General features: G+C 60.3%; 20 protein-coding genes and 1 pseudogene. 9 read left to right on the top strand and 12 right to left on the bottom strand.

What is annotated here, in order from left to right:
• Together OO25_RS20465 and OO25_RS20470 are read left to right on the top strand one after the other, a co-directional pair.
• Positions 1 to 2059 (top strand): cation-translocating P-type ATPase (locus OO25_RS20465; protein ID WP_040182533.1); only part of this gene is annotated, 2059 nt, incomplete at its 5' end.
• A 63-nt stretch (positions 2060 to 2122) separates the two neighbouring features.
• A complete protein-coding gene (locus OO25_RS20470) occupies positions 2123 to 2635 on the top strand; it encodes a murein L,D-transpeptidase family protein (protein WP_036783996.1) in 513 nt (170 codons plus the stop codon).
• Here the strand turns inward: OO25_RS20470 and lnt are convergent.
• From lnt to OO25_RS20520, 10 genes are read right to left on the bottom strand one after another with little or no spacing between them, the layout of a single operon-like run.
• The gene (lnt, locus tag OO25_RS20475) at positions 2616 to 4139 is read right to left on the bottom strand and encodes an apolipoprotein N-acyltransferase (protein ID WP_197540520.1); all 1524 of its coding nucleotides are present in this window, start codon (positions 4137 to 4139) and stop codon (positions 2616 to 2618) included. The genes OO25_RS20470 and lnt overlap by 20 nt on opposite strands.
• A 50-nt stretch (positions 4140 to 4189) precedes the next feature.
• Positions 4190 to 4693 carry a signal peptidase II gene (gene lspA, locus OO25_RS20480; RefSeq protein ID WP_197540519.1) on the bottom strand — a complete coding sequence of 168 codons (504 nt, stop codon included), beginning with the start codon at positions 4691 to 4693 and terminating at the stop codon, positions 4190 to 4192.
• Complete coding sequence (locus OO25_RS20485) at positions 4677 to 5459, bottom strand: ZIP family metal transporter (RefSeq protein ID WP_027238629.1); 783 nt, start codon at positions 5457 to 5459, stop codon at positions 4677 to 4679. Before OO25_RS20485 ends, lspA begins: the two co-directional genes overlap by 17 nt.
• 12 nt (positions 5460 to 5471) lie before the next feature.
• Positions 5472 to 5927, bottom strand: coding sequence for a DUF411 domain-containing protein (locus OO25_RS20490; protein ID WP_009807976.1), 456 nt, complete (start codon positions 5925 to 5927; stop codon positions 5472 to 5474).
• 3 nt (positions 5928 to 5930) lie between these two features.
• Positions 5931 to 7304, bottom strand: a complete 1374-nt coding sequence (locus OO25_RS20495; protein WP_040182544.1) for a M23 family metallopeptidase — start codon at positions 7302 to 7304, stop codon at positions 5931 to 5933.
• Positions 7301 to 7927 (bottom strand): SCO family protein, encoded by a 627-nt coding sequence (locus OO25_RS20500; protein WP_009807978.1) that lies wholly within the window; start codon positions 7925 to 7927, stop codon positions 7301 to 7303. The genes OO25_RS20495 and OO25_RS20500 overlap by 4 nt, the downstream gene beginning before the upstream one ends.
• Positions 7927 to 8394, bottom strand: a complete 468-nt coding sequence (locus OO25_RS20505; protein WP_027238631.1) for a copper chaperone PCu(A)C — start codon at positions 8392 to 8394, stop codon at positions 7927 to 7929. The genes OO25_RS20500 and OO25_RS20505 overlap by 1 nt, the downstream gene beginning before the upstream one ends.
• 23 nt (positions 8395 to 8417) lie before the next feature.
• Entirely contained in the window at positions 8418 to 9077 is a 660-nt protein-coding gene (locus OO25_RS20510; protein ID WP_027238632.1) for a thioredoxin domain-containing protein, read from the bottom strand.
• The gene (locus OO25_RS20515) at positions 9074 to 9496 is read right to left on the bottom strand and encodes a disulfide bond formation protein B (protein ID WP_009807981.1); all 423 of its coding nucleotides are present in this window, start codon (positions 9494 to 9496) and stop codon (positions 9074 to 9076) included. The genes OO25_RS20510 and OO25_RS20515 overlap by 4 nt, the downstream gene beginning before the upstream one ends.
• Before the next feature lie 5 nt (positions 9497 to 9501).
• A complete protein-coding gene (locus OO25_RS20520) occupies positions 9502 to 10068 on the bottom strand; it encodes an SCO family protein (protein ID WP_040182672.1) in 567 nt (188 codons plus the stop codon).
• Positions 10069 to 10275: 207 nt separating this feature from the next.
• Here OO25_RS20520 and OO25_RS20525 point away from each other — a divergent pair, with 207 nt between their 5' ends.
• From OO25_RS20525 to OO25_RS20550, 6 genes are all read left to right on the top strand, one after another.
• Complete coding sequence (locus OO25_RS20525) at positions 10276 to 10704, top strand: helix-turn-helix domain-containing protein (RefSeq protein ID WP_027238634.1); 429 nt, start codon at positions 10276 to 10278, stop codon at positions 10702 to 10704.
• Position 10705: 1 nt separating this feature from the next.
• Positions 10706 to 11023 carry a YnfA family protein gene (locus OO25_RS20530; protein ID WP_027238635.1) on the top strand — a complete coding sequence of 106 codons (318 nt, stop codon included), beginning with the start codon at positions 10706 to 10708 and terminating at the stop codon, positions 11021 to 11023.
• Between the two features lie 198 nt (positions 11024 to 11221).
• Entirely contained in the window at positions 11222 to 11830 is a 609-nt protein-coding gene (locus tag OO25_RS20535) for a cation transporter (protein WP_369808880.1), read from the top strand.
• A gap of 95 nt (positions 11831 to 11925) precedes the next feature.
• Entirely contained in the window at positions 11926 to 12681 is a 756-nt protein-coding gene (locus OO25_RS20540) for a transglutaminase family protein (protein ID WP_027240784.1), read from the top strand.
• Positions 12671 to 13588, top strand: coding sequence for a cation diffusion facilitator family transporter (locus tag OO25_RS20545; RefSeq protein ID WP_027240785.1), 918 nt, complete (start codon positions 12671 to 12673; stop codon positions 13586 to 13588). Before OO25_RS20540 ends, OO25_RS20545 begins: the two co-directional genes overlap by 11 nt.
• Positions 13589 to 13863: 275 nt before the next feature.
• Positions 13864 to 15402 (top strand): ISL3 family transposase, encoded by a 1539-nt coding sequence (locus OO25_RS20550; RefSeq protein ID WP_082035385.1) that lies wholly within the window; start codon positions 13864 to 13866, stop codon positions 15400 to 15402.
• A 12-nt stretch (positions 15403 to 15414) separates the two neighbouring features.
• Here the strand turns inward: OO25_RS20550 and OO25_RS23145 are convergent, their stop codons facing one another.
• Positions 15415 to 15561, bottom strand: coding sequence for a hypothetical protein (locus OO25_RS23145; protein WP_242407088.1), 147 nt, complete (start codon positions 15559 to 15561; stop codon positions 15415 to 15417).
• A gap of 72 nt (positions 15562 to 15633) precedes the next feature.
• Positions 15634 to 16995 carry an ISKra4 family transposase gene (locus OO25_RS20555; RefSeq protein WP_040182552.1) on the bottom strand — a complete coding sequence of 454 codons (1362 nt, stop codon included), beginning with the start codon at positions 16993 to 16995 and terminating at the stop codon, positions 15634 to 15636.
• A 78-nt stretch (positions 16996 to 17073) separates the two neighbouring features.
• On the opposite strand from OO25_RS20555, the pseudogene OO25_RS22675 reads away from it, so the two are divergent.
• Positions 17074 to 17169: pseudogene (locus OO25_RS22675) on the top strand (cytochrome c); the annotation flags it as partial.
• Between the last annotated feature and the right edge of the window lie 46 nt (positions 17170 to 17215).

Below are 17215 nucleotides of genomic sequence, written 5' to 3' on the forward strand. Positions count from 1 at the left end.
ACTTGTCGCGAGCACCGGCATGACCGCGAAGCCGTGGAATGCCGAGAACGCGTCGGTCGACCAAGCGGCCCATCTTGCACGACAGCGGCTGTTTACGGCTCTCAGCGGCGGCTTCTGGGCGGCGGGTTTTCTCTGGCACATCGTCGAGACAGGTATGGGCGGGGCGCTCGGCCTCTTCGCGGGGCACGGCGAAGCGCCGATGCCGCTGGCCGAGGCAGGGCTTTTTGCAGTTGCTATCCTATTCGGCGTTTGGCTTGTGGCACCGAAGGCATGGTCGTCCGCACGTCGGCTGTCGCCCGACATGAACCTGCTGATGGTTGTCGCAGTCGCCGGAGCCATCGGGCTCGGTGAATTCTTCGAGGCAGCGACAGTGGCTTTTTTCTTTTCGCTGTCCCTCTTTCTCGAAAGCTGGAGCGTTGGGCGCGCGCGGAACGCGGTGTCGGCGCTCCTGGATCTTGCGCCACCCACCGCGCGCGTGATCCGCGATGACGGAAGCGAGACCGACATGCCGGCGGCGCAAGTCGCCGTAGGCTCAAGCTTTATTGTACGCGGTGGCGACCGTATCCCGCTCGACGGCCTGGTGACGGGTGGCGCGGGCGCGGTCGACCAGGCGCCGATCACCGGCGAAAGTGCTTTGATACCCAAAGAGACCGGAGACGAGGTCTATGCGGGCACGATCAACGGCGAAGGTACACTAACGGTGCGCGCCACGAAGGCCGCCTCGGATACCGTCTTGGCCAAGATCATCCGCATGGTCGGCGACGCTCATGCCCGCCGCGCGCCCGTGGAACAGTGGGTGGCAAAGTTCGCCCGCATCTACACGCCTATCGTCATGGCTCTCGCCGTCGCAATTGCGCTACTGCCGCCGCTTATCTTCGGCGGAGCCTGGGATTACTGGTTCTACAATGCCCTCGTGCTGCTGGTGATCGCTTGCCCATGTGCTCTGGTCATCTCGACCCCTGTCTCCATCGTCGCAGCGCTCACCGCTTCGGCGCGGGCGGGCGTCCTCATCAAGGGCGGTGCCTATGTAGAGGCGCCGGGCAGGACGACGGCGCTGGCCATGGACAAGACCGGCACAATCACCATGGGCCAGCCGGAAGTGGCGGCGGTGCACCCGCTGGGCGGGGCTTCAGCGCAAGATCTGATGACCCTCGCCGCAGGACTGGAGGCACGTTCGTCGCACCCTTTGGCGCGTGCCATTCTCGCGCGGGCGGAGGCCGACGGCGTCAAGGTGTCCGCCGCAGAGGATACCCGCACCATTCCCGGCAGGGGACTTGAAGGACGCACTGACGGACGGTCGATCTGGCTGGGGTCGGACCGGTTTGCCGAGGAGAAGGGTTTCGGCGACGCCATTCCGAAGGATCTGCGGGAGCGGATCGAAGGCGCCGGCAGCACCCTTGTCGCTGTCGGCGATGAATCCGGTGTGACGGGCATTCTTGAACTGCGCGATCGCATCCGCCCTGATGCCAAGGGCATCGTGGCGCAACTTCACGCGCAGGGCGTGAAGACCATCGTCATGCTGACCGGTGACAACGAGCGAACAGCGCGCGCCGTTGCCGCCGAGGTCGGTATCGACGAGGTGCGCGCTGAGCTTCTGCCCGAAGACAAGGTGACAGCCATCGAAGACCTGGTCAAAACTCACGACATGGTTGCCATGATCGGCGACGGGGTGAACGATGCACCCGCAATGGCGCGCGCGCATTATGCCATCGCGATGGGTGCGGTTGGTTCTGACGCGGCAATCGAGACGGCGGACATTGCCCTTATGACCGACGACCTCGGCAAGGTGCCTTGGCTGATCGGTCATTCGCGCCGGACAATGTCGATTATCCATCAGAACATCGGTATTTCCTTGGCGACCAAGGGAGTTTTCGTTGTCGCTACCGCGTTCGGAATGGCATCGATGTGGGGCGCTATTGCAGCCGACGTGGGTGTGTCATTGCTGGTGGTGGCGAACGCCCTGCGCCTGCTCAACAGCCAAGAGGCCAAGGCACCGCCGTCCGGTGGCGAGCAGGTTGGGCCACAGATCGCAAAGGCCGCGCTTGCCCACGGACATTGATCACGCGGCATTTGCAAGGTAACATTATTTCCATATCAGACCTCACGAAAGAGGCATCGAGCAGTGAAAACCATCCGATTTCCCCGCCGCGCCGTCCTGTTGGGTGGCTTAGCGGCCTTTTTGTCGGGCTGTGCCGGCAAGTTCCGCAGCTATGACGGACCCGAAGTGACGCGACTTCGGCTCTACAAGGGACAGCGTTTGCTTGTTCTCGACGGATCCGATCGCGTGCTGCAAACCTATCCGATCGGGCTGGGCTTCGCTCCTCAGGGTCACAAGCAATTCGAGGGAGACGGTCGGACCCCGGAGGGCACCTACATAGTCGATAAGCGCAACCCTGAAAGTACGTATCATCTTTCAGTTGGCATCTCTTATCCGAATGAGGCCGACATCGCCTTTGCCGAAGCGCAGGGCCTTTCCCCCGGCGGCGACATCTTCATCCATGGTGGTCCACGCCCCGGCATCGACCCGACGGACATCCGCGACTGGACAGCTGGCTGCATCGCGGTCACAGATCGGCAGATCGAGGACATCTATGCAATGGTGAAGGACGGAACGCCTATCCACATCTATGCATGACGGTCTTTCTCATGCGGCGGTAGTTAGCCGTCGCATTGGCCGCCAGAGCCCAGCTCCACGAAGCCAAGATGAGCGCCAGCAACATCCAGTCCCCAAAAAGCGCATATGGCGTAGGCGGCCGCGCAGAGGGAAGATCAGCGTCGACTATGCCCCTTTCCCCGGTATCGAGCCGCGCAACGATCTCTCCGTTCGCGTCGATGACGGCAGAGATGCCCGTATTCGCGGCTCGGATGACAGGAAGGCCTTCCTCTACGGCGCGCATACGTGCGGAAGCCAGATGCTGCTCGGGTCCGATGCTGGTTCCAAACCAGGCATCGTTTGTCGCGTTAAAAATCCAGTCGGGTCGGAACAGGTCGTCGACCACATGGCCTGGGAAGATGATCTCATAGCAGATCGCCACGGCGACCAGCGGCACACCCGGAAGCGCAAGCGTTCGCAGGCCCGGTCCAGGCGTAAAATCGCCCAGCCCCGCTGTCAGCCGCTCGATCGGCAACCAGCCGCGGAATGGAGTGTATTCGCCAAAGGGCACGAGATGGTGTTTCGCGTATCCGGTCAGGATCTCACTGTTATCGTCAAAAGCCTGGACGGTGTTGAAATATCGGGTGCCATCCTCACTCGGTACACGGTCCGGCACTCCGGTGAGCAGCACGCTGCCGTCCGGAAGCGCAGCCGCGATACGGGATCGCGCCTGGGCATCCTCATCGAGGAAACCGGGAAAGGCAGTTTCCGGCCAGAGAAGAACGTCGAAATCGCCGGGCTGGGTTGAAAGCTCGATATAGCGCGCGAAGGTCGCCTCGCGGTTCTCGGGCGCCCATTTCTCCTCTTGGGGTACGTTGCCCTGAACGATGCGCAGGTCGACATCCGGTGGCTGTGGTGCATCCGACTGGAGGCGAAGCGTGCCGATGGCCCACATCGTTACGATGCCGGCCAGCGGCATGAGCGAGATGATCAATCGTTGTCGCCCGACCGCCATGAGAGCCGCGCCGGGGAGTGCCGCTACGAACACGGTGAGAAAGCTTAGCCCATAACTTCCCACCCAGGCGGCGGGCTGGCGAAGGGCGGCGTAATCAACAAGAGCGTAGCCGGCGAGGTTCCACGGAAAACCTGTCAGAACGTGACCGCGCAACCACTCGGCCGCGGTCCATGAGGTCGCGAACAGGAGGCAGGCCAGGAGACTGCCCATGGCTCCGCGCCGCGCGATTTCGACGAAGAGCACGGCGGCAATGGCCGGGAAAATCGCGAGACCTGCGGACAATCCCGCGACGGCCGGGATCGCCAGCGCCCCGAAACGCTCGGCCTCGACGTAGAAACTTTCCGCGATCCACGAAATCCCGAAACCGAACTGGCCGAGACCAAACGCCCAGCCGACGAGAAAAGCACGCCCGAAGGAGAGGTCGCGAAGACCGACAAACAACGCAGAATAGGCAACGGGAACAAGCAGGAGAATCGAGAAAGGCGGGAAGGTTAGAACGGTCAGCGCCCCGGCGGCGAAACCAAGCGTCATCCGCGAGAGCAGACGTTTGCGCAGAGCGAAGCAGTTCAGAATTACCGGCTTCACGACTTGATCGGACGCCGCGCACTGATCCAGGGTGCGGCGAGCAAGAGCCCCACGCCACTGACGACAAACACATCGGCCATGTTGAAGGCAGGCCAATGCGTTGAGTTGATGTAGAAATCCAGGAAGTCCGTTACAGCCCGATACCGCACACGATCAAAGACATTGCCCAAGGCCCCACCGATGATCGCTCCGTAAGCGAGCGTTTCAACCGCATTTTCGGCGCGAAACAGCATAACCCCCAGCCAGCCGCAGATGGCAAGAGCGAGAGCTATGAGGCTCCACCATGGTGCGCCGCCAAGTAGTCCGAAAGTGACGCCATCATTGCGATAAAAGACAAGGTTAAAACCTGGAAACACGGCGATTCCAGTGCTTAAGGAGGCCGCATTCGCCACAACAATGGCTTTTGTGATCTGATCGATTACGAAAGCGGTAAGCGCCGCAAAAATACCGATCACCGGAGATAGTTTATGCACTGGCATTGCGTCACCCCAACCAAACATCGAGAAAAAGCATCAAAACGAGCCCGACGGCCAAGCCGAGCGTTGCCTTGTTCTGATGGCCGCTGCGATGGGTTTCGGGGATGATTTCGTGGCTGATGACATAGAGCATGGCGCCTGCGGCAAAGGCCAAGCCCCATGGCAGCAGCGGTTCCGACAGTGTGATGATGCCCGCCCCGAGCAAACCGCCAATCGGCTCGACCATGCCCGTTAGCGCGGCGATGCCCCATGCGCGCAGCTTCGGATATCCTTCGCCCAACAGGGATACCGCGACGGCCAGCCCTTCAGGCGCATTCTGAAGCCCGATGCCGATAGCGAGTGGCAGACCGCCCTCCATACCTCCGGAACCGAAGCCAACTCCGACCGCGAGGCCTTCGGGGAAGTTGTGGATCGTGATCGCGATGATGAACAGCCAGACCCGCCGTAAGGACGCCGCTTCGGGCCCTTCGCGTCCCGTTCTGAAATGCTCGTGCGGCAGCCTTTCATTCATCAATGCAACGGCCCCCATGCCCAAAAGGATCGAGACGCAAACGATGGCCGCAGGCATCGCGCCGTTTTCGAACATCGGCTCCGCCGCATCCAATGCCGGGATGATCAGAGAAAAGAACGAGGCTGAGAGCATGACGCCGGCAGCGAAGCCGAGCGACAGATCGCGCGTCGCCCGCGACGGGATGCGCCCGAACAGCACGGGAATTGCTCCGACTGCCGTGAGCGATCCGGCGGCAAGGCTTCCGAGAAAGCCGAGCATTATCGGAGACAGGTTTTCCATAAGCGGGCCAGATTATCCTTCGGCGTAGCTTGAAAAGACTTCGGTCGACCCGTCCTCGCGGATGAGGAAGACATCATAAGCTTCACGGTTTTCTTCCGGCCCCATGCCGGGCGAGCCATAGGGCATTCCCGGAACGGCGAGGCCGACGGCGTCCGGGCGTTCCTCAAGAAGGCGGCGGATATCAGCGGCCGGGACATGGCCTTCAATCACGTAGCCCTCTATGAGCGCGGTATGGCAGGAGACCATGCGCTGCGGCACGCCGTTGTCGAGCTTGAAACGAACCAGCGACCCGCCAAACATGTTCTCGCCCGTCGGCGCGAATCCGTTTTCCTCGAGATGGTTCATCCAGGACAGGCAGCAGCCGCATCCGTTGGTCTTGCGGACGTCTATCGCTGTTGCCTCTGCGAGGGCCTGGGCCGCCGGGAACAGGGCGAGCGCGATGGTCAGAGCTTGGGTCATGCGTTTCATGGGTCAGAGCCTTTCGGTTGTCGTCTGGGCAATTTCGCTGTCAAGGTTTTCAGTCAGAAGCGCGCGCGCCTCGGTCAGACGCAACAGCGCGGCGGTATCATCCACCTCTTTCTCTGCGGCTTCTGCGAGCCGGTCGTCAGAGAGAGGGTCAGTCGGACGCCCATCTACGAGGACTTCGTAGTGCAGGTTGGGACCTGTCGCTGTGCCGGTTGCGCCAACGCGGCCGATCACATCTCCCGCCGCCACGCGTTGGCCCTGTGATAGGCCCTCCGGCACGGCGCTGAGATGCGCGTAGCGCGTCATGGTCTCGGAGCCGTGGGAGATTTCGACCACGCGTCCATAGCCGCCTCGCCAGCCGATGAAGCTGACCCGGCCCGGTGCCGTCGTCCGTACCGGCGTCCCGCTTGCCGCGGCAAAATCGACGCCGGTGTGCATCCGGACGTTTCCGTAGACCGGATGTGTGCGGCGCCCGAACACCGAGCTGAGGCGCGCGCCCTCGACCGGCTGTGCAAAGACGCGAAGCACCTCGCCATCGACGTAGATCGTCGCCTGACCGCTGCCGTCGTCCGGCCAAACGATCTCGTAAAGCGAATCGCCGATTTCCAGTGCGGCGAAGGCGAGGTCCGGCTGTCCGATCTTGTCATCGCCGACGCGCGTCTCGCGCCAGAGAAGCCTTAGTGTCTCGCCTCCAGCCATCTCACGGCGGAAATCCACGGTTCCACCCAGCATTTGCGCAAGGTCCACGGCAAATCGGGCGGGGATGCCGGCATTGTCGAGTGCCGCGAAGATCGAGGTGTCGATCACGGCCTCCCCAGCAAGGGTTACGATCTCCGGATCCGGCGCCACGACCTGCGTGGACACCTGCTCGCCAAAAAGCACCTCGATCCGCACCCCGTCCTCGACGGCGAGCGAGACGGTGCGGGGGCTGCCATCCATAGTCGAAACAACAGTGACCGAATTCCCCGGCCGCAACCGTCGCAGATCGTATTCCGCGCCAAGCGCAAGGGCGACTTCCGCCCGGTCGGCTCCCGCAAGACCGGCTTCGGAAAGCAAGGAGTCGAGCGTTTCACCAGAAGATATGTCGCGAGACCAAGTCAACAGGGGCGGTTCGATCGCCTGCATCGGCCTGTCAACAACAGCGGCCTGCAGCAGGGGCAAGGGGCCGAGGCGGGGTGTATCTTCCGCCCACGCCGTAGCTGGCAGCGACAACGGAATATCCAGGCTCCGGGGAGCTTCAGGACGCTGGGGCATCCAGCTACCTGCCTGGGCAAGTTCTGGCGGCACGGGTTCTTTCGACAGAACATCGAAGAATGCGATAGCCGCCCCCGAAACGGTCCCCGCAAGCGCGACACCTGCCGCAAAAGTTCTGAGCCTCATGTCGCTCCCTCCGTTTCTTCTTCCAACGCGCGGCGGATCTTCGGTACCGCGAATTCCCTCGGTTCATGATAGTCAATCATGGTGACGAACCGTCCAGCGGCACCGAACAGGAAGACGCTGGCCGTGTGGTTCATCGTGTAGTCGCCGCCTTCCGTGGGCACCCGCTCGTAGGCAGCGCGGAAGCCGTCCGCGATGCGCGCAATCTGCCCCTCCGGTCCCGTCCAGCCGCGGATCGCTGGGTGGAAATAACTGACATATTCTGCCATCGCCTCGACGGTATCGCGCTCGGGATCGACCGTGATGAAAACCACGTTCAGCTGTTTGGCTTCGTCTCCTAAATCGTCGAGCCAACCTGAAATGTCCGAGAGCGTGGTCGGGCAGACATCGGGGCAGTAAGTGAAACCGAAGAACGCCATCGTCGGTCGCCCGATCAGGGTTTCCGGCCCGACCTCGTTGCCTTCATGGTCAGTCAGGCGGAAATCCATCTCGGTCAGAGCCATAGGCCGCTGCTCAATAGGTTCGGGCGCACCGGGTCCGTCGACCCGCCACCAACCGACGAAGAGCGTCAAGGCAATTGCACCGGCACCGGCCGCGCCGTATCCTGCGATCGTCCTTCGTCGCATTAGTCTTCCGGTCCGCGTGCGGCGATGCCAAGGATCGGCACCTCGACTGTCACCTCGCCCCCGTCGACAAAAAGTAGGGTCAGCGGAAAGGTTTCCCCTTCCGTCATGGGTTGTTGTAGCCGCATCAACATCGCGTGGAGGCCGCCCGGCTCAAGCGCGACGCTCTCGCCCGGGGCGATCGCGATCTCACCTGCCGCGCTCATGGAACTCACACCTTCGGCATTGGTCTTCGTCTCGTGGATCTCGGGCATCATCGCGAGGGGTGTTGAAAGACCAATCAGCGTCACCGGCTCGTCGCCAGTGTTGCGGATCGTCATGTAGACGGCCCCGGGGCGGTTCATCCCTATGGAGGCGCGGGACCAGGCGCTTTCGACGACGACATCCACGGGTCCGGCTAGTGCGGGTACTGAGAGCCCTCCAAAGGTCAAGAGCGCGGCCAGTGTGCCCGTCATAATAATCTTTTTCATCGTTTTGGTCCTGCCTTTTCCATTCAGCTTTGCACGGCGGCAACTTCCGCGGCCACTAATCGACGCAGTTCTGCCTCCCCGAATGGATCGAGCGACTTGCCGTTTACAAAGAAAGTAGGAGTCTGGCGAACTCCCACGGTTTCGACGTCCGCACGATCCTGATTCAGGATCGCAACGACATCCGGTGCCAGCATTTGCGTGCGCGCGGCCTCTGCATCGAGTCCGGCAGTGGCGGCGATCTGGAGGATCAGACCGGGCTCAGGCGCGCCGTGCGACGCCCATCTCGGCTGATCCCGCAGAACGGCTTCGAGCACCGGCTCGTAAACGCCTTGCATGCGTGCTGCCTCGAGCACGCGGATCGCTTCCTCGGATGCCTCGCCATGAAACGCGGTGTAGCGGACAACGACGCGGACGGCATCTCCATGCTGTGCCATGATGTCCTTCACGATCGGATGGAAGGCGCGGCAAGCCTCGCAGGCCGGGTCAAAGAATTCGACAATCGTGACGGGCGCGTCGGCAGGTCCGAGGATGGGCGAGTAAGAGCGGATCATCGCGTCCGCGAGTTCCGGCGCAACGGTTTTTGCTTCGGCCGCGGGGCCGGGGCGAGTCGCGTACCAAGTGGCTCCGCCGAAACCGGCAACGCCGAGGGCGAGAACGGACAGGATTAAGCCGCGTCGATTCATGTTTGTGTTTCCTTCAATGAAAGTGCCGACAGGAACCCGATCAGTGCGAAGGCGACCAGCGCCATCAGCGGGATCGGAATGCCGAAGACCAATTGGTTATCATCGGTGCAAGAGGGGCCGGTGGCCGTGCAGGGCTGGATGCGTTCGGGGATCAGGCCCGCGTAGAGGCCCATGTGCCACAGGGCGACCACGCCACCACCAAGCGCCAGAGCGATGCCATAGCGCCCGACGCTGCCGTCTCGCCACCAAAGGCCGAGGCCGAGAATGATCGCGAGCGGGAACATGAAGGCGCGCTGGAACCAGCACAGCACGCAGGGTGTCTGCCCCATCACTTCGCCGATGAAAAGTACAGCAAGCGAGGCGACGAGGGCAACGATCCATGCCAGCCCGAGGGCGGTTTCTGCGGGTACGCGGTTCATGTCGGTCAGATCCTCTCTTCCAGATCGGCGAGAATCTCTTCAGCGGACGTGCCATAGGGCCATGAGTCTGCAAAGCCTGCCTCGGGATCGAATAGAAACAGATGTGACGTGTGGCCCATTGTGTAGCCATCCGGAGCTGTAGCCTCTTCGATGCGTTCAAAGAAGATCGGAAACGTTTCGGATGTAGCGGCGATCTGTTCGGGCGTACCTGTCAGCCCGATGATGTTCGCATCGAACAGCGGAACGAATTCGGCGAGTGCCATGGGCGTGTCCCGTTCGGGGTCGATGGTTATGAAAATCGGCTGGACCCTCGCGGCATTGTCGCCCAGACCGTCCATCACCGCCGCGACCTCAGACAGTGTCGTCGGGCAGACATCGGGGCAGTTGCTGAAGCCGAAAAATACCAACATCCAACGCCCCGAAAAGTCTTCTTCCGTGCGAACCACACCTTGGTGGTCCGTCAATTCGAATGCAGCGACAAACGCTGGATCGTTGTCGGTTCGGGCGCGGTCAGCGCGATAGTCCGACCAGAGCAAAAGCCATACGAAGGCAAGCGACGCGACGCCTGCCAAAACCCAAAGAAATTTCTGTGCCGATGTAAGGGACAAACCTGCGCGCCTGATTTTGATTCTTGATTATTGTCGCGTTTACATCCTCTAGCTACTAGAGGTTCAAGCGCGAAATCACGTTGTGGCTTAAACTCACGCGTCTGTGAATCCGGCACTTGTCTATTGAGGCGGCAAAACCTACACAGACTGTAACTTTTCATGGAGGCGAAGATGCTCACGATCGGCACTCTGTCAAAGAAGACCGGCACAAAGGTGCAGACCATTCGGTACTACGAGCAGATCGGGCTCATGCCCGAACCTGGCCGGACTGAAGGCGGACAGAGGCGCTATGACAATGCACAGCTCGACCGACTGTCCTTCATCCGCCATTCGCGACAACTCGGCTTCTCGCTTGATGCGATCCGCGAGCTGCTCGACCTCAGCGACCAGCCCAATCGGCCCTGCGAAGAAGTCGACGCGATTGCGCGTCGCCAGCTAAAGCAGGTGGAGCAGCGCATGGCCCGTCTGAAGGCGCTGCGCACCGAACTGAAACGCATGGTTCACGAATGCAGCGGTGGACGTACCGCCGATTGCAAGGTGCTTGAGGTGTTGCGGGATCATTCCGAATGTTTGACCGAACACGACGAGATCGGTGCCTGAGATGCCTGCCGCGCTTGCCTATCCGCTTGCGGCCTTGGCCGAGATCGCCGGGTGTTTCGCGATCTGGAGTTGGTGGCGCCTCGGCGCATCCGCGGCCTGGCTCGTACCCGGTATTGTAGCCTTGGTGGTATTCGGGTGGCTTCTGGCGCAAGTCGAAACGGTTGCTGCGGGCCGCGCGTTTGCCGCCTATGGCGGAGTCTACATTGCGGCTTCGATACTGTGGATGTGGCTTGCAGAGGGTCACAGACCGGACAGGTGGGATACGCTTGGCACAGCCGTTTGCTTGCTCGGCGCAGCTATAATACTGGCCGCGCCATGAACCAATTGAACTTTATGGTTTGAACTTGAAACCGTCTCAAATCGCGATCTCATCGCCCCATAAAAAGGGCTATACTCTACTTTGGTTGAGACGCCTGACTGACAGCTCCCGGCGGTCGTAAATGGAACTGACCATTATTAATCAATCCGGAACTCTGATCTGCCCGAGAGGTTGAAGGATCATAGTCGACCAAGCGGAATGGGAAGTATGACTGCAGGAAAAGGAGCAAGCGAAAGACGCACCCTTTGGATTGTTCTCGGTCTAAACGTGGGTCTTGCCATGGCCTTTTTTGCGACCGGGGCCTTCGGGGATTCCAGTGCCCTGATCGCAAACGGGCTCGACAACCTTTCAGACAGCTTGGTCTACGCAATCAGTCTGTTTGCATTGTCGCGGTCTGCGAAATGGAAACGTGGTGCGGCGAATGTCTCGGGCTGCTTGCTGATCGTGTTCGCCATCGGGATCCTTTATGATGCTTGGCGCCGCTATGTCGGTGGGTCGGATCCCCTTGGCACCGTTATGATCGTCATGGCGCTGAGCGCGGCGGCCATCAACTCAGTTTGTGTCTGGTTGCTCGCTCGGCTCAAAGATCCGGACGTCAACATCCGCGCGGCCAATACTTTCAGCTGGAACGACTTTGCGGCAAACCTCGGAATCGTGGTCGCAGGTGGCCTCGTTGCCTGGCTGGGAACGAACTGGCCCGACCTAGTCGTCGGTGTGATTATCGCCGGGATCGCGGCCTGGGGCGGCGTCAATATCCTACGCGACGCACACGGTGAACACCACAAAGCAGTTCACACGGACAAGTAGTTGCGAGAGATCGTTTCTAAAAGAAGGGGTTGAAGCTGCAGTAACTATAGAGACTAGTCTGTTCCAAGACGATTCGAGGAGCGACTCCGTTGCAGATAACCAACCCCCTACTTGCACCCACCAAACTACTGGATTTTGATGCCGCGCCTCTTGCGCATCTAATAGAGAGCCGCAGCTGGCGCGACTTATCCGAATACGATCGGATCGGAGCTGCCTATGATTTCGTTCGAAATGAAATCTCGTTCGGATACAATCGAGCTGACGACATCCCCGCATCCGAGGTACTTTCCGACGGCTACGGGCAGTGCAATACGAAAGGCACGCTCTTAATGGCGCTGCTGCGTGGTGTTGGCGTTCGTTGCCGGTTGCATGGGTTTACGATCCACAAAGGCTTGCAGCGCGGTGTTGTCCCAGAGTTGGTGTATCCGCTTGCTCCAGAGGAAATTCTCCATTCGTGGGTAGAGATCGAATTTCAAGGGGCCTGGATCAACCTTGAAGGCTTCATCCTGGATGACGCTTTCTTCGAAGTCCTGCAAAGATCGTTCTCGGACACGGACAGTCTCTGCGGTTATGGCGCGGGCACAGATTGCCTTGGCGCACCTCCCGTCGCCTGGAACGGAGAAGATACCTACATTCAGAAAACCGGCATCGTGCAAGATTTCGGCGTGTACGATACGCCCGACGCCTTCTATTTGTCCCATGAGCAATCCTTTGGAAGGCTGCGTGGTGCCCTTTACCGTCATATAATACGCCACTGGATGAATGCGCGCGTACGTGGTTTCCGCAGCGGCCGCCTGAAGACTGACCGACGCGCGACACACGCGCATGAGGAGCCTGCCAATGCCGCATGATCACGGGCACGCGAATATCGATCCGAATTCTGGGGATCGACGGGTTGCGATCGCGATCTGGGCGAATGGGCTACTTACTGTTGCGCAAATCGTCGGGGGCATATTGTCGGGCAGTCTAGCACTTATCGCCGATGCGCTGCACAACTTTTCCGATATGGCCTCGCTTGTCATTGCCTTCGCCGCGCGCAAGATCGCGCGCCGCCCGGCCGATGAGCGCATGACTTTCGGCTATGGCCGGGTCGAAATCGTCGCTGCCCTGATCAACTACACCACCCTGATCGTGATCGGCTTCTACCTGATCTACGAAGGTGGCATGCGCATGATTGATCCACCCGAAGTCATGGGGTGGACCGTCGTCATTCTCGGTGGAATTGCGCTTGTGGTCGACACGCTGACCGCAATGCTGACCTATTCGATGCAGAAGGGGAGCGTGAACATCCGCGCGCTGTTTCTCCACAACCTTTCGGACGCGTTGGCTTCAGTGGCCGTCATAGTCGGCGGGACGCTCATTATACTTTATGATATGCGTTGGGTGGATCCGGCCATCACCATCGGCATCGCGCTCTACATCCTGTATCTGTCCTTCACCGAAATAGGGGGCCCAATTCGAACCCTGATGCTTGGGAGCCCACCAGATATTGATGGAAATGACGTGGTCAGAGCGATCCAGAGTGTCGATGGCGTTGTGAACGTGCATCATGTCCACCTGTGGCAAATGCAGGAGAACACTGCGGCATTGGACTGCCATATTGTTGTCGAACGCGACCGGATGGGTGAGGCCGACAAAATTAAAGAAAACGTCAAATCGGTGCTGCATGAACGTTTCTCAATCGAGCATTCCACGCTTGAATTCGAAGCGACCGACAATGCGCATCAGGAGGCGCAGGTGTTCGGACACCGCTCATGACGATTGCCCAAGGCATACTAGTGGTCGTAGGCCTGCTGTCCGGTCTGGTTTTGATTGGTGCGCTCTTTTGGTCGATCGCCCGCCCGTCCAAGTGCATCTGGCCTCCAAACAGATATGTCGCGTAGCCCTTAAATGGGCTCTGCCTCACTTTGTGTGGCGGAACTATCCTGAAACTGGAAAATTCAGGAGGGATAGTTGTGATTTCGAAGAAGCACTGGTCGCCCGGGAGCGATGTTGCCGTTCAAAGCGTTGATCGAAGTGAATCCGGCGGGTGGATTGTATCGGGCAGTCTGACACCAAGCGGCATCTGCCCAGACTGTGGATTGCATTCGCGACGTCGTCACGGTTGGCGGCGTCGGCGGCTGCAGGATTATCCCGCCCATGGAGACGAGGTAACGGTTGATCTCGCGGTTTGCCGTTGGCGATGTCAGGCACCCGCTTGCCCACGTCGGACTTTCTCGGACCAGATCGCATGGATTGCGCGTCCTTTTGCACGTCGTACGTCGCGTGTCGGGGAGATTGTCAGCCATCTTGGGCATGCGGCAGGCGGGCGACCTGCCGAGCGGCTCTTGCACCGATTGGGACTTGGGGTCAGCGATGACACGGTGCTCAGGCATCTGAAGAAGCGTGCTCAAGGCACCGCCGAGCCGCCAACAGTCATCGGGATCGACGACTGGAGCTGGCGGAAGTCGCAAACCTACGGCACGATCATTGTGGACCTGGAGCGTCGCGTGGTCATCGATGTTCTCGAGGATCGAGATGTCGTCACTTGCACCAACTGGCTGAAGCGACACCCCGATGTGGAAGTGATCAGCAGAGATCGGTGCGGCCTCTACGCCCAGGCTGCACGGCAAGGGGCACCGCAGGCGAAGCAGGTCGCTGATCGGTTCCATATCGTGCAGAACCTGCGGCAGGCCATCGAGGAGCAAATGAACCTTCACGGCCGTGCGACCGGCAGAGCGCTGTTGTCCGACGCTGACAACATTACCGCAGCCGGAAGCCTTCTGAAGTCCCGCCTTGCGCACAGGACGTCTCGGGAAGAGATTTTCACCACCATCCATGCGCTCCGAAATCAGGGGCTTTCCTGCAGCGAGATCGGGCGGCGAACAGGGTTCCCGCGTCGCAGCATCGCGAAATGGCTGCAGTTCGAGACACCACCGGACCGCAAGCGGGCAGCTTTGAAACCGACTTCGCCGTGGTACTTTGAAGGGTTCCTGAGCCAAAGCTGGAAGGAGGGCATTCGAACTGGCAGCGCCCTGTTCCGTATGATCCAAGAGCGTGGTTACGAGGGGAGTCAGTCGCATTTGCAGCGGCTGCTGGCGGGTTGGCGCAGAGCCGAACAGCAAGCGAGCGACCCCAAGGTAGAGCACGAAATCCTTAAGCCAGTCCGGGACCCCGAAACTGGGCACGCGATCTCCCCGGTCATTGCGGCCGCGCTGTGCATCAAACCTCGCGGCAAGCTCACCGCGGATCAGGCGCGGAAAGTCGACGCGCTCAAGACCGGCTCTCCGGCCTTCGCAACGATGCGCAGCCTCGCCATGCGGTTCAATGGCATCCTGCGAGGTCGCGTGGCAGACCCGCTCCCTGCATGGATTGACGACGCGATTGAAACCGACTTGGCGCCAATCGTGCGCTTTGCCCGCACCTTGAATCGGGACCTCGATGCGGTCAAAAACGCCATCGAGATGCCCTGGAGCAACGGCCAGGCCGAAGGTCAGATCAATCGTCTGAAGACCCTCAAGCGCGCCATGTACGGCCGAGCCGGTCCAGAATTGTTGCGGGCGAGAATGCTACCGTTCCGCCACACAAAGTGAGGCAGAGCCGATTTAAGGGCAACGCGACACCAAGGGTTCGCGCGACAGATCGGAGGTGTCGGCGAGCGGCAGACTGGCTTCCAGGCTGTCGAGAAGCGTCGCGAACTCCTCGTCATACGCCCATCGTGGAATGGGGATCGTATCGAAACGTGAGCCCATTTCGTCTGTATCATGCACCGCATCGTAGATCGCGATCTCGCCGACAAGGAGGGAGTGGACAAAACATGGGGGTCATGCGGCGCGTTTTCTGTTTGCGACGGTCAGCCGACCATCGAGAACTGCGGCCCTTGTGACGGCTACTCGGTGAGCCCCTTTGGGCGACCACCGCATCCTTCTGCGCTTTCCCATGCGGGCATTGGCAATGTCATCGACTGATCCTTCGGCACGAGATGACGAGATGGGCAGCCCGTTACGGTACCGTCGGCCATAGTCGACAAGAGATTCCATGTTGTTCGCGAGATAGGTGTACAGTGTCCCGCATCGGGCCTGCACACGAGCGGCAGCGGTGCGGACAGCCAAAGGTTCTTCCGCAAGGCGGGTGCAATCGTGCATGAGCCCTTTCAGATAAGTTTCCGCGACCCGTGCTCTGCCATGCCACAGCCACCAGCGAAGGCTTTTCGCGGGGCGCTGGAACAGCACCGGAATTCCAGTGAATCCCGGTATCTGGACCAGACCCTGAACGGCGGCCTCGACATGTCGAATACGCATCGAGATGTGCCACCAGTCGAGGATATGCTTCACCTGGCCGTCGCCACCCATGGCATTCCGTATGAGGTTCGGGAGAGCAAGCTCGCCATCAGAGATTACCGTCAACAGACGGCCCGGCTTCCATCCAAAGTCTGACAGCTCTTCTCGCATCCGGCTGCCTGGCGATGCCGTCGCATTGGCGACCAAGCCAAATCGTCGGCACATATTGCGACTTTCAATCTTGCCGACCACAAGATCCAGGTGTCGCTGCTGATACTCCGGTCGACAGCGGATATGCGCACCGTCCAGAAAAACCGTCAAACCCCCTTTGGGAAGTGCTTCAGCGGGATCGCCTGATGCCCTTCGACTTTTCTCGAGCCCCGCGGCTACTCTTCCCAACCGGTCACGCACCGTGGTGTGATGGGGCGGATGGCAGGGGAGGAAGCTTTTCATCAGCCGCGCGGCTTCGCGAAAGGAATGCCGGGACCCGAGTTCCGCATGGAGCCGCTGCAGCTCCGGGGTAGCCCGGTCAGGAAAGAAATAGGCCAGCGGAGAAATAGGTCCGCCGGGCATCGCCGCTGACCTGGCATCACACGAACAGCGGCGCAAGCGCGCGGCTTTGACCCGAACCCGCCCAAAGAGCGTGTCGAGATCGCGCGTGCGATAGTCATGAATGGCACGAACCGAGGCGCAATCCGGGCATACGCGGCTTTCTCGGATGATTTCCTCAACCTGATCGCAAAGAATTGCCCGCTGAATCTGTTCGACAACCCTCTTCCCATCCTCGAGGCGCAACCCGATCCCGTCTGGACAGGTCACCCGGTAGGGTCGTGAAATGCCGTCAAGCTGATGAGTGCGCTTCTCCCCGTTGTCGAAGGTAGTTTCGATTGTAATCCGTACGTCCATGGCAGCCCCACACGCAAAGAACTCACCTTAGCACGGGCCGCAACGACGAAGATGACCCCCATGTTTTGTCCACTCCCCGGTAATATGCCCAAGATCGAGGGGCTGACCCAAGGAGACGTCAAGATGGTGGCTGCCTATGTCCGAGAACTACAGCGGGCCAACGGGATCAACTGATGCGTTGGTCGAAGACGAACAGATGGATCCTGTCGATCGTTTTTGG

The organism is Phaeobacter sp. S60 (genome assembly GCF_000826845.1).
GTDB classification, from domain to species: domain Bacteria; phylum Pseudomonadota; class Alphaproteobacteria; order Rhodobacterales; family Rhodobacteraceae; genus Phaeobacter; species Phaeobacter piscinae.

What these genes read in the sequence shown, in the direction of transcription:
- lnt (WP_197540520.1), bottom strand. Translation starts at nt 4,139, where the DNA reads ATGACGCTTGGTTTCGCCGCCGGGGCGCTGACCGTTCTAACCTTCCCG.
- lspA (WP_197540519.1), bottom strand. Translation starts at nt 4,693, where the DNA reads ATGTTTGGTTGGGGTGACGCAATGCCAGTGCATAAACTATCTCCGGTG.
- OO25_RS20485 (WP_027238629.1), bottom strand. Translation starts at nt 5,459, where the DNA reads ATGGAAAACCTGTCTCCGATAATGCTCGGCTTTCTCGGAAGCCTTGCC.
- OO25_RS20490 (WP_009807976.1), bottom strand. Translation starts at nt 5,927, where the DNA reads ATGAAACGCATGACCCAAGCTCTGACCATCGCGCTCGCCCTGTTCCCG.
- OO25_RS20495 (WP_040182544.1), bottom strand. Translation starts at nt 7,304, where the DNA reads ATGAGGCTCAGAACTTTTGCGGCAGGTGTCGCGCTTGCGGGGACCGTT.
- OO25_RS20500 (WP_009807978.1), bottom strand. Translation starts at nt 7,927, where the DNA reads ATGCGACGAAGGACGATCGCAGGATACGGCGCGGCCGGTGCCGGTGCA.
- OO25_RS20505 (WP_027238631.1), bottom strand. Translation starts at nt 8,394, where the DNA reads ATGAAAAAGATTATTATGACGGGCACACTGGCCGCGCTCTTGACCTTT.
- OO25_RS20510 (WP_027238632.1), bottom strand. Translation starts at nt 9,077, where the DNA reads ATGAATCGACGCGGCTTAATCCTGTCCGTTCTCGCCCTCGGCGTTGCC.
- OO25_RS20515 (WP_009807981.1), bottom strand. Translation starts at nt 9,496, where the DNA reads ATGAACCGCGTACCCGCAGAAACCGCCCTCGGGCTGGCATGGATCGTT.
- OO25_RS20525 (WP_027238634.1), top strand. Translation starts at nt 10,276, where the DNA reads ATGCTCACGATCGGCACTCTGTCAAAGAAGACCGGCACAAAGGTGCAG.
- OO25_RS20530 (WP_027238635.1), top strand. Translation starts at nt 10,706, where the DNA reads ATGCCTGCCGCGCTTGCCTATCCGCTTGCGGCCTTGGCCGAGATCGCC.
- OO25_RS20535 (WP_369808880.1), top strand. Translation starts at nt 11,222, where the DNA reads ATGGGAAGTATGACTGCAGGAAAAGGAGCAAGCGAAAGACGCACCCTT.
- OO25_RS20545 (WP_027240785.1), top strand. Translation starts at nt 12,671, where the DNA reads ATGCCGCATGATCACGGGCACGCGAATATCGATCCGAATTCTGGGGAT.
- OO25_RS23145 (WP_242407088.1), bottom strand. Translation starts at nt 15,561, where the DNA reads ATGGGCTCACGTTTCGATACGATCCCCATTCCACGATGGGCGTATGAC.
- OO25_RS20555 (WP_040182552.1), bottom strand. Translation starts at nt 16,995, where the DNA reads ATGGACGTACGGATTACAATCGAAACTACCTTCGACAACGGGGAGAAG.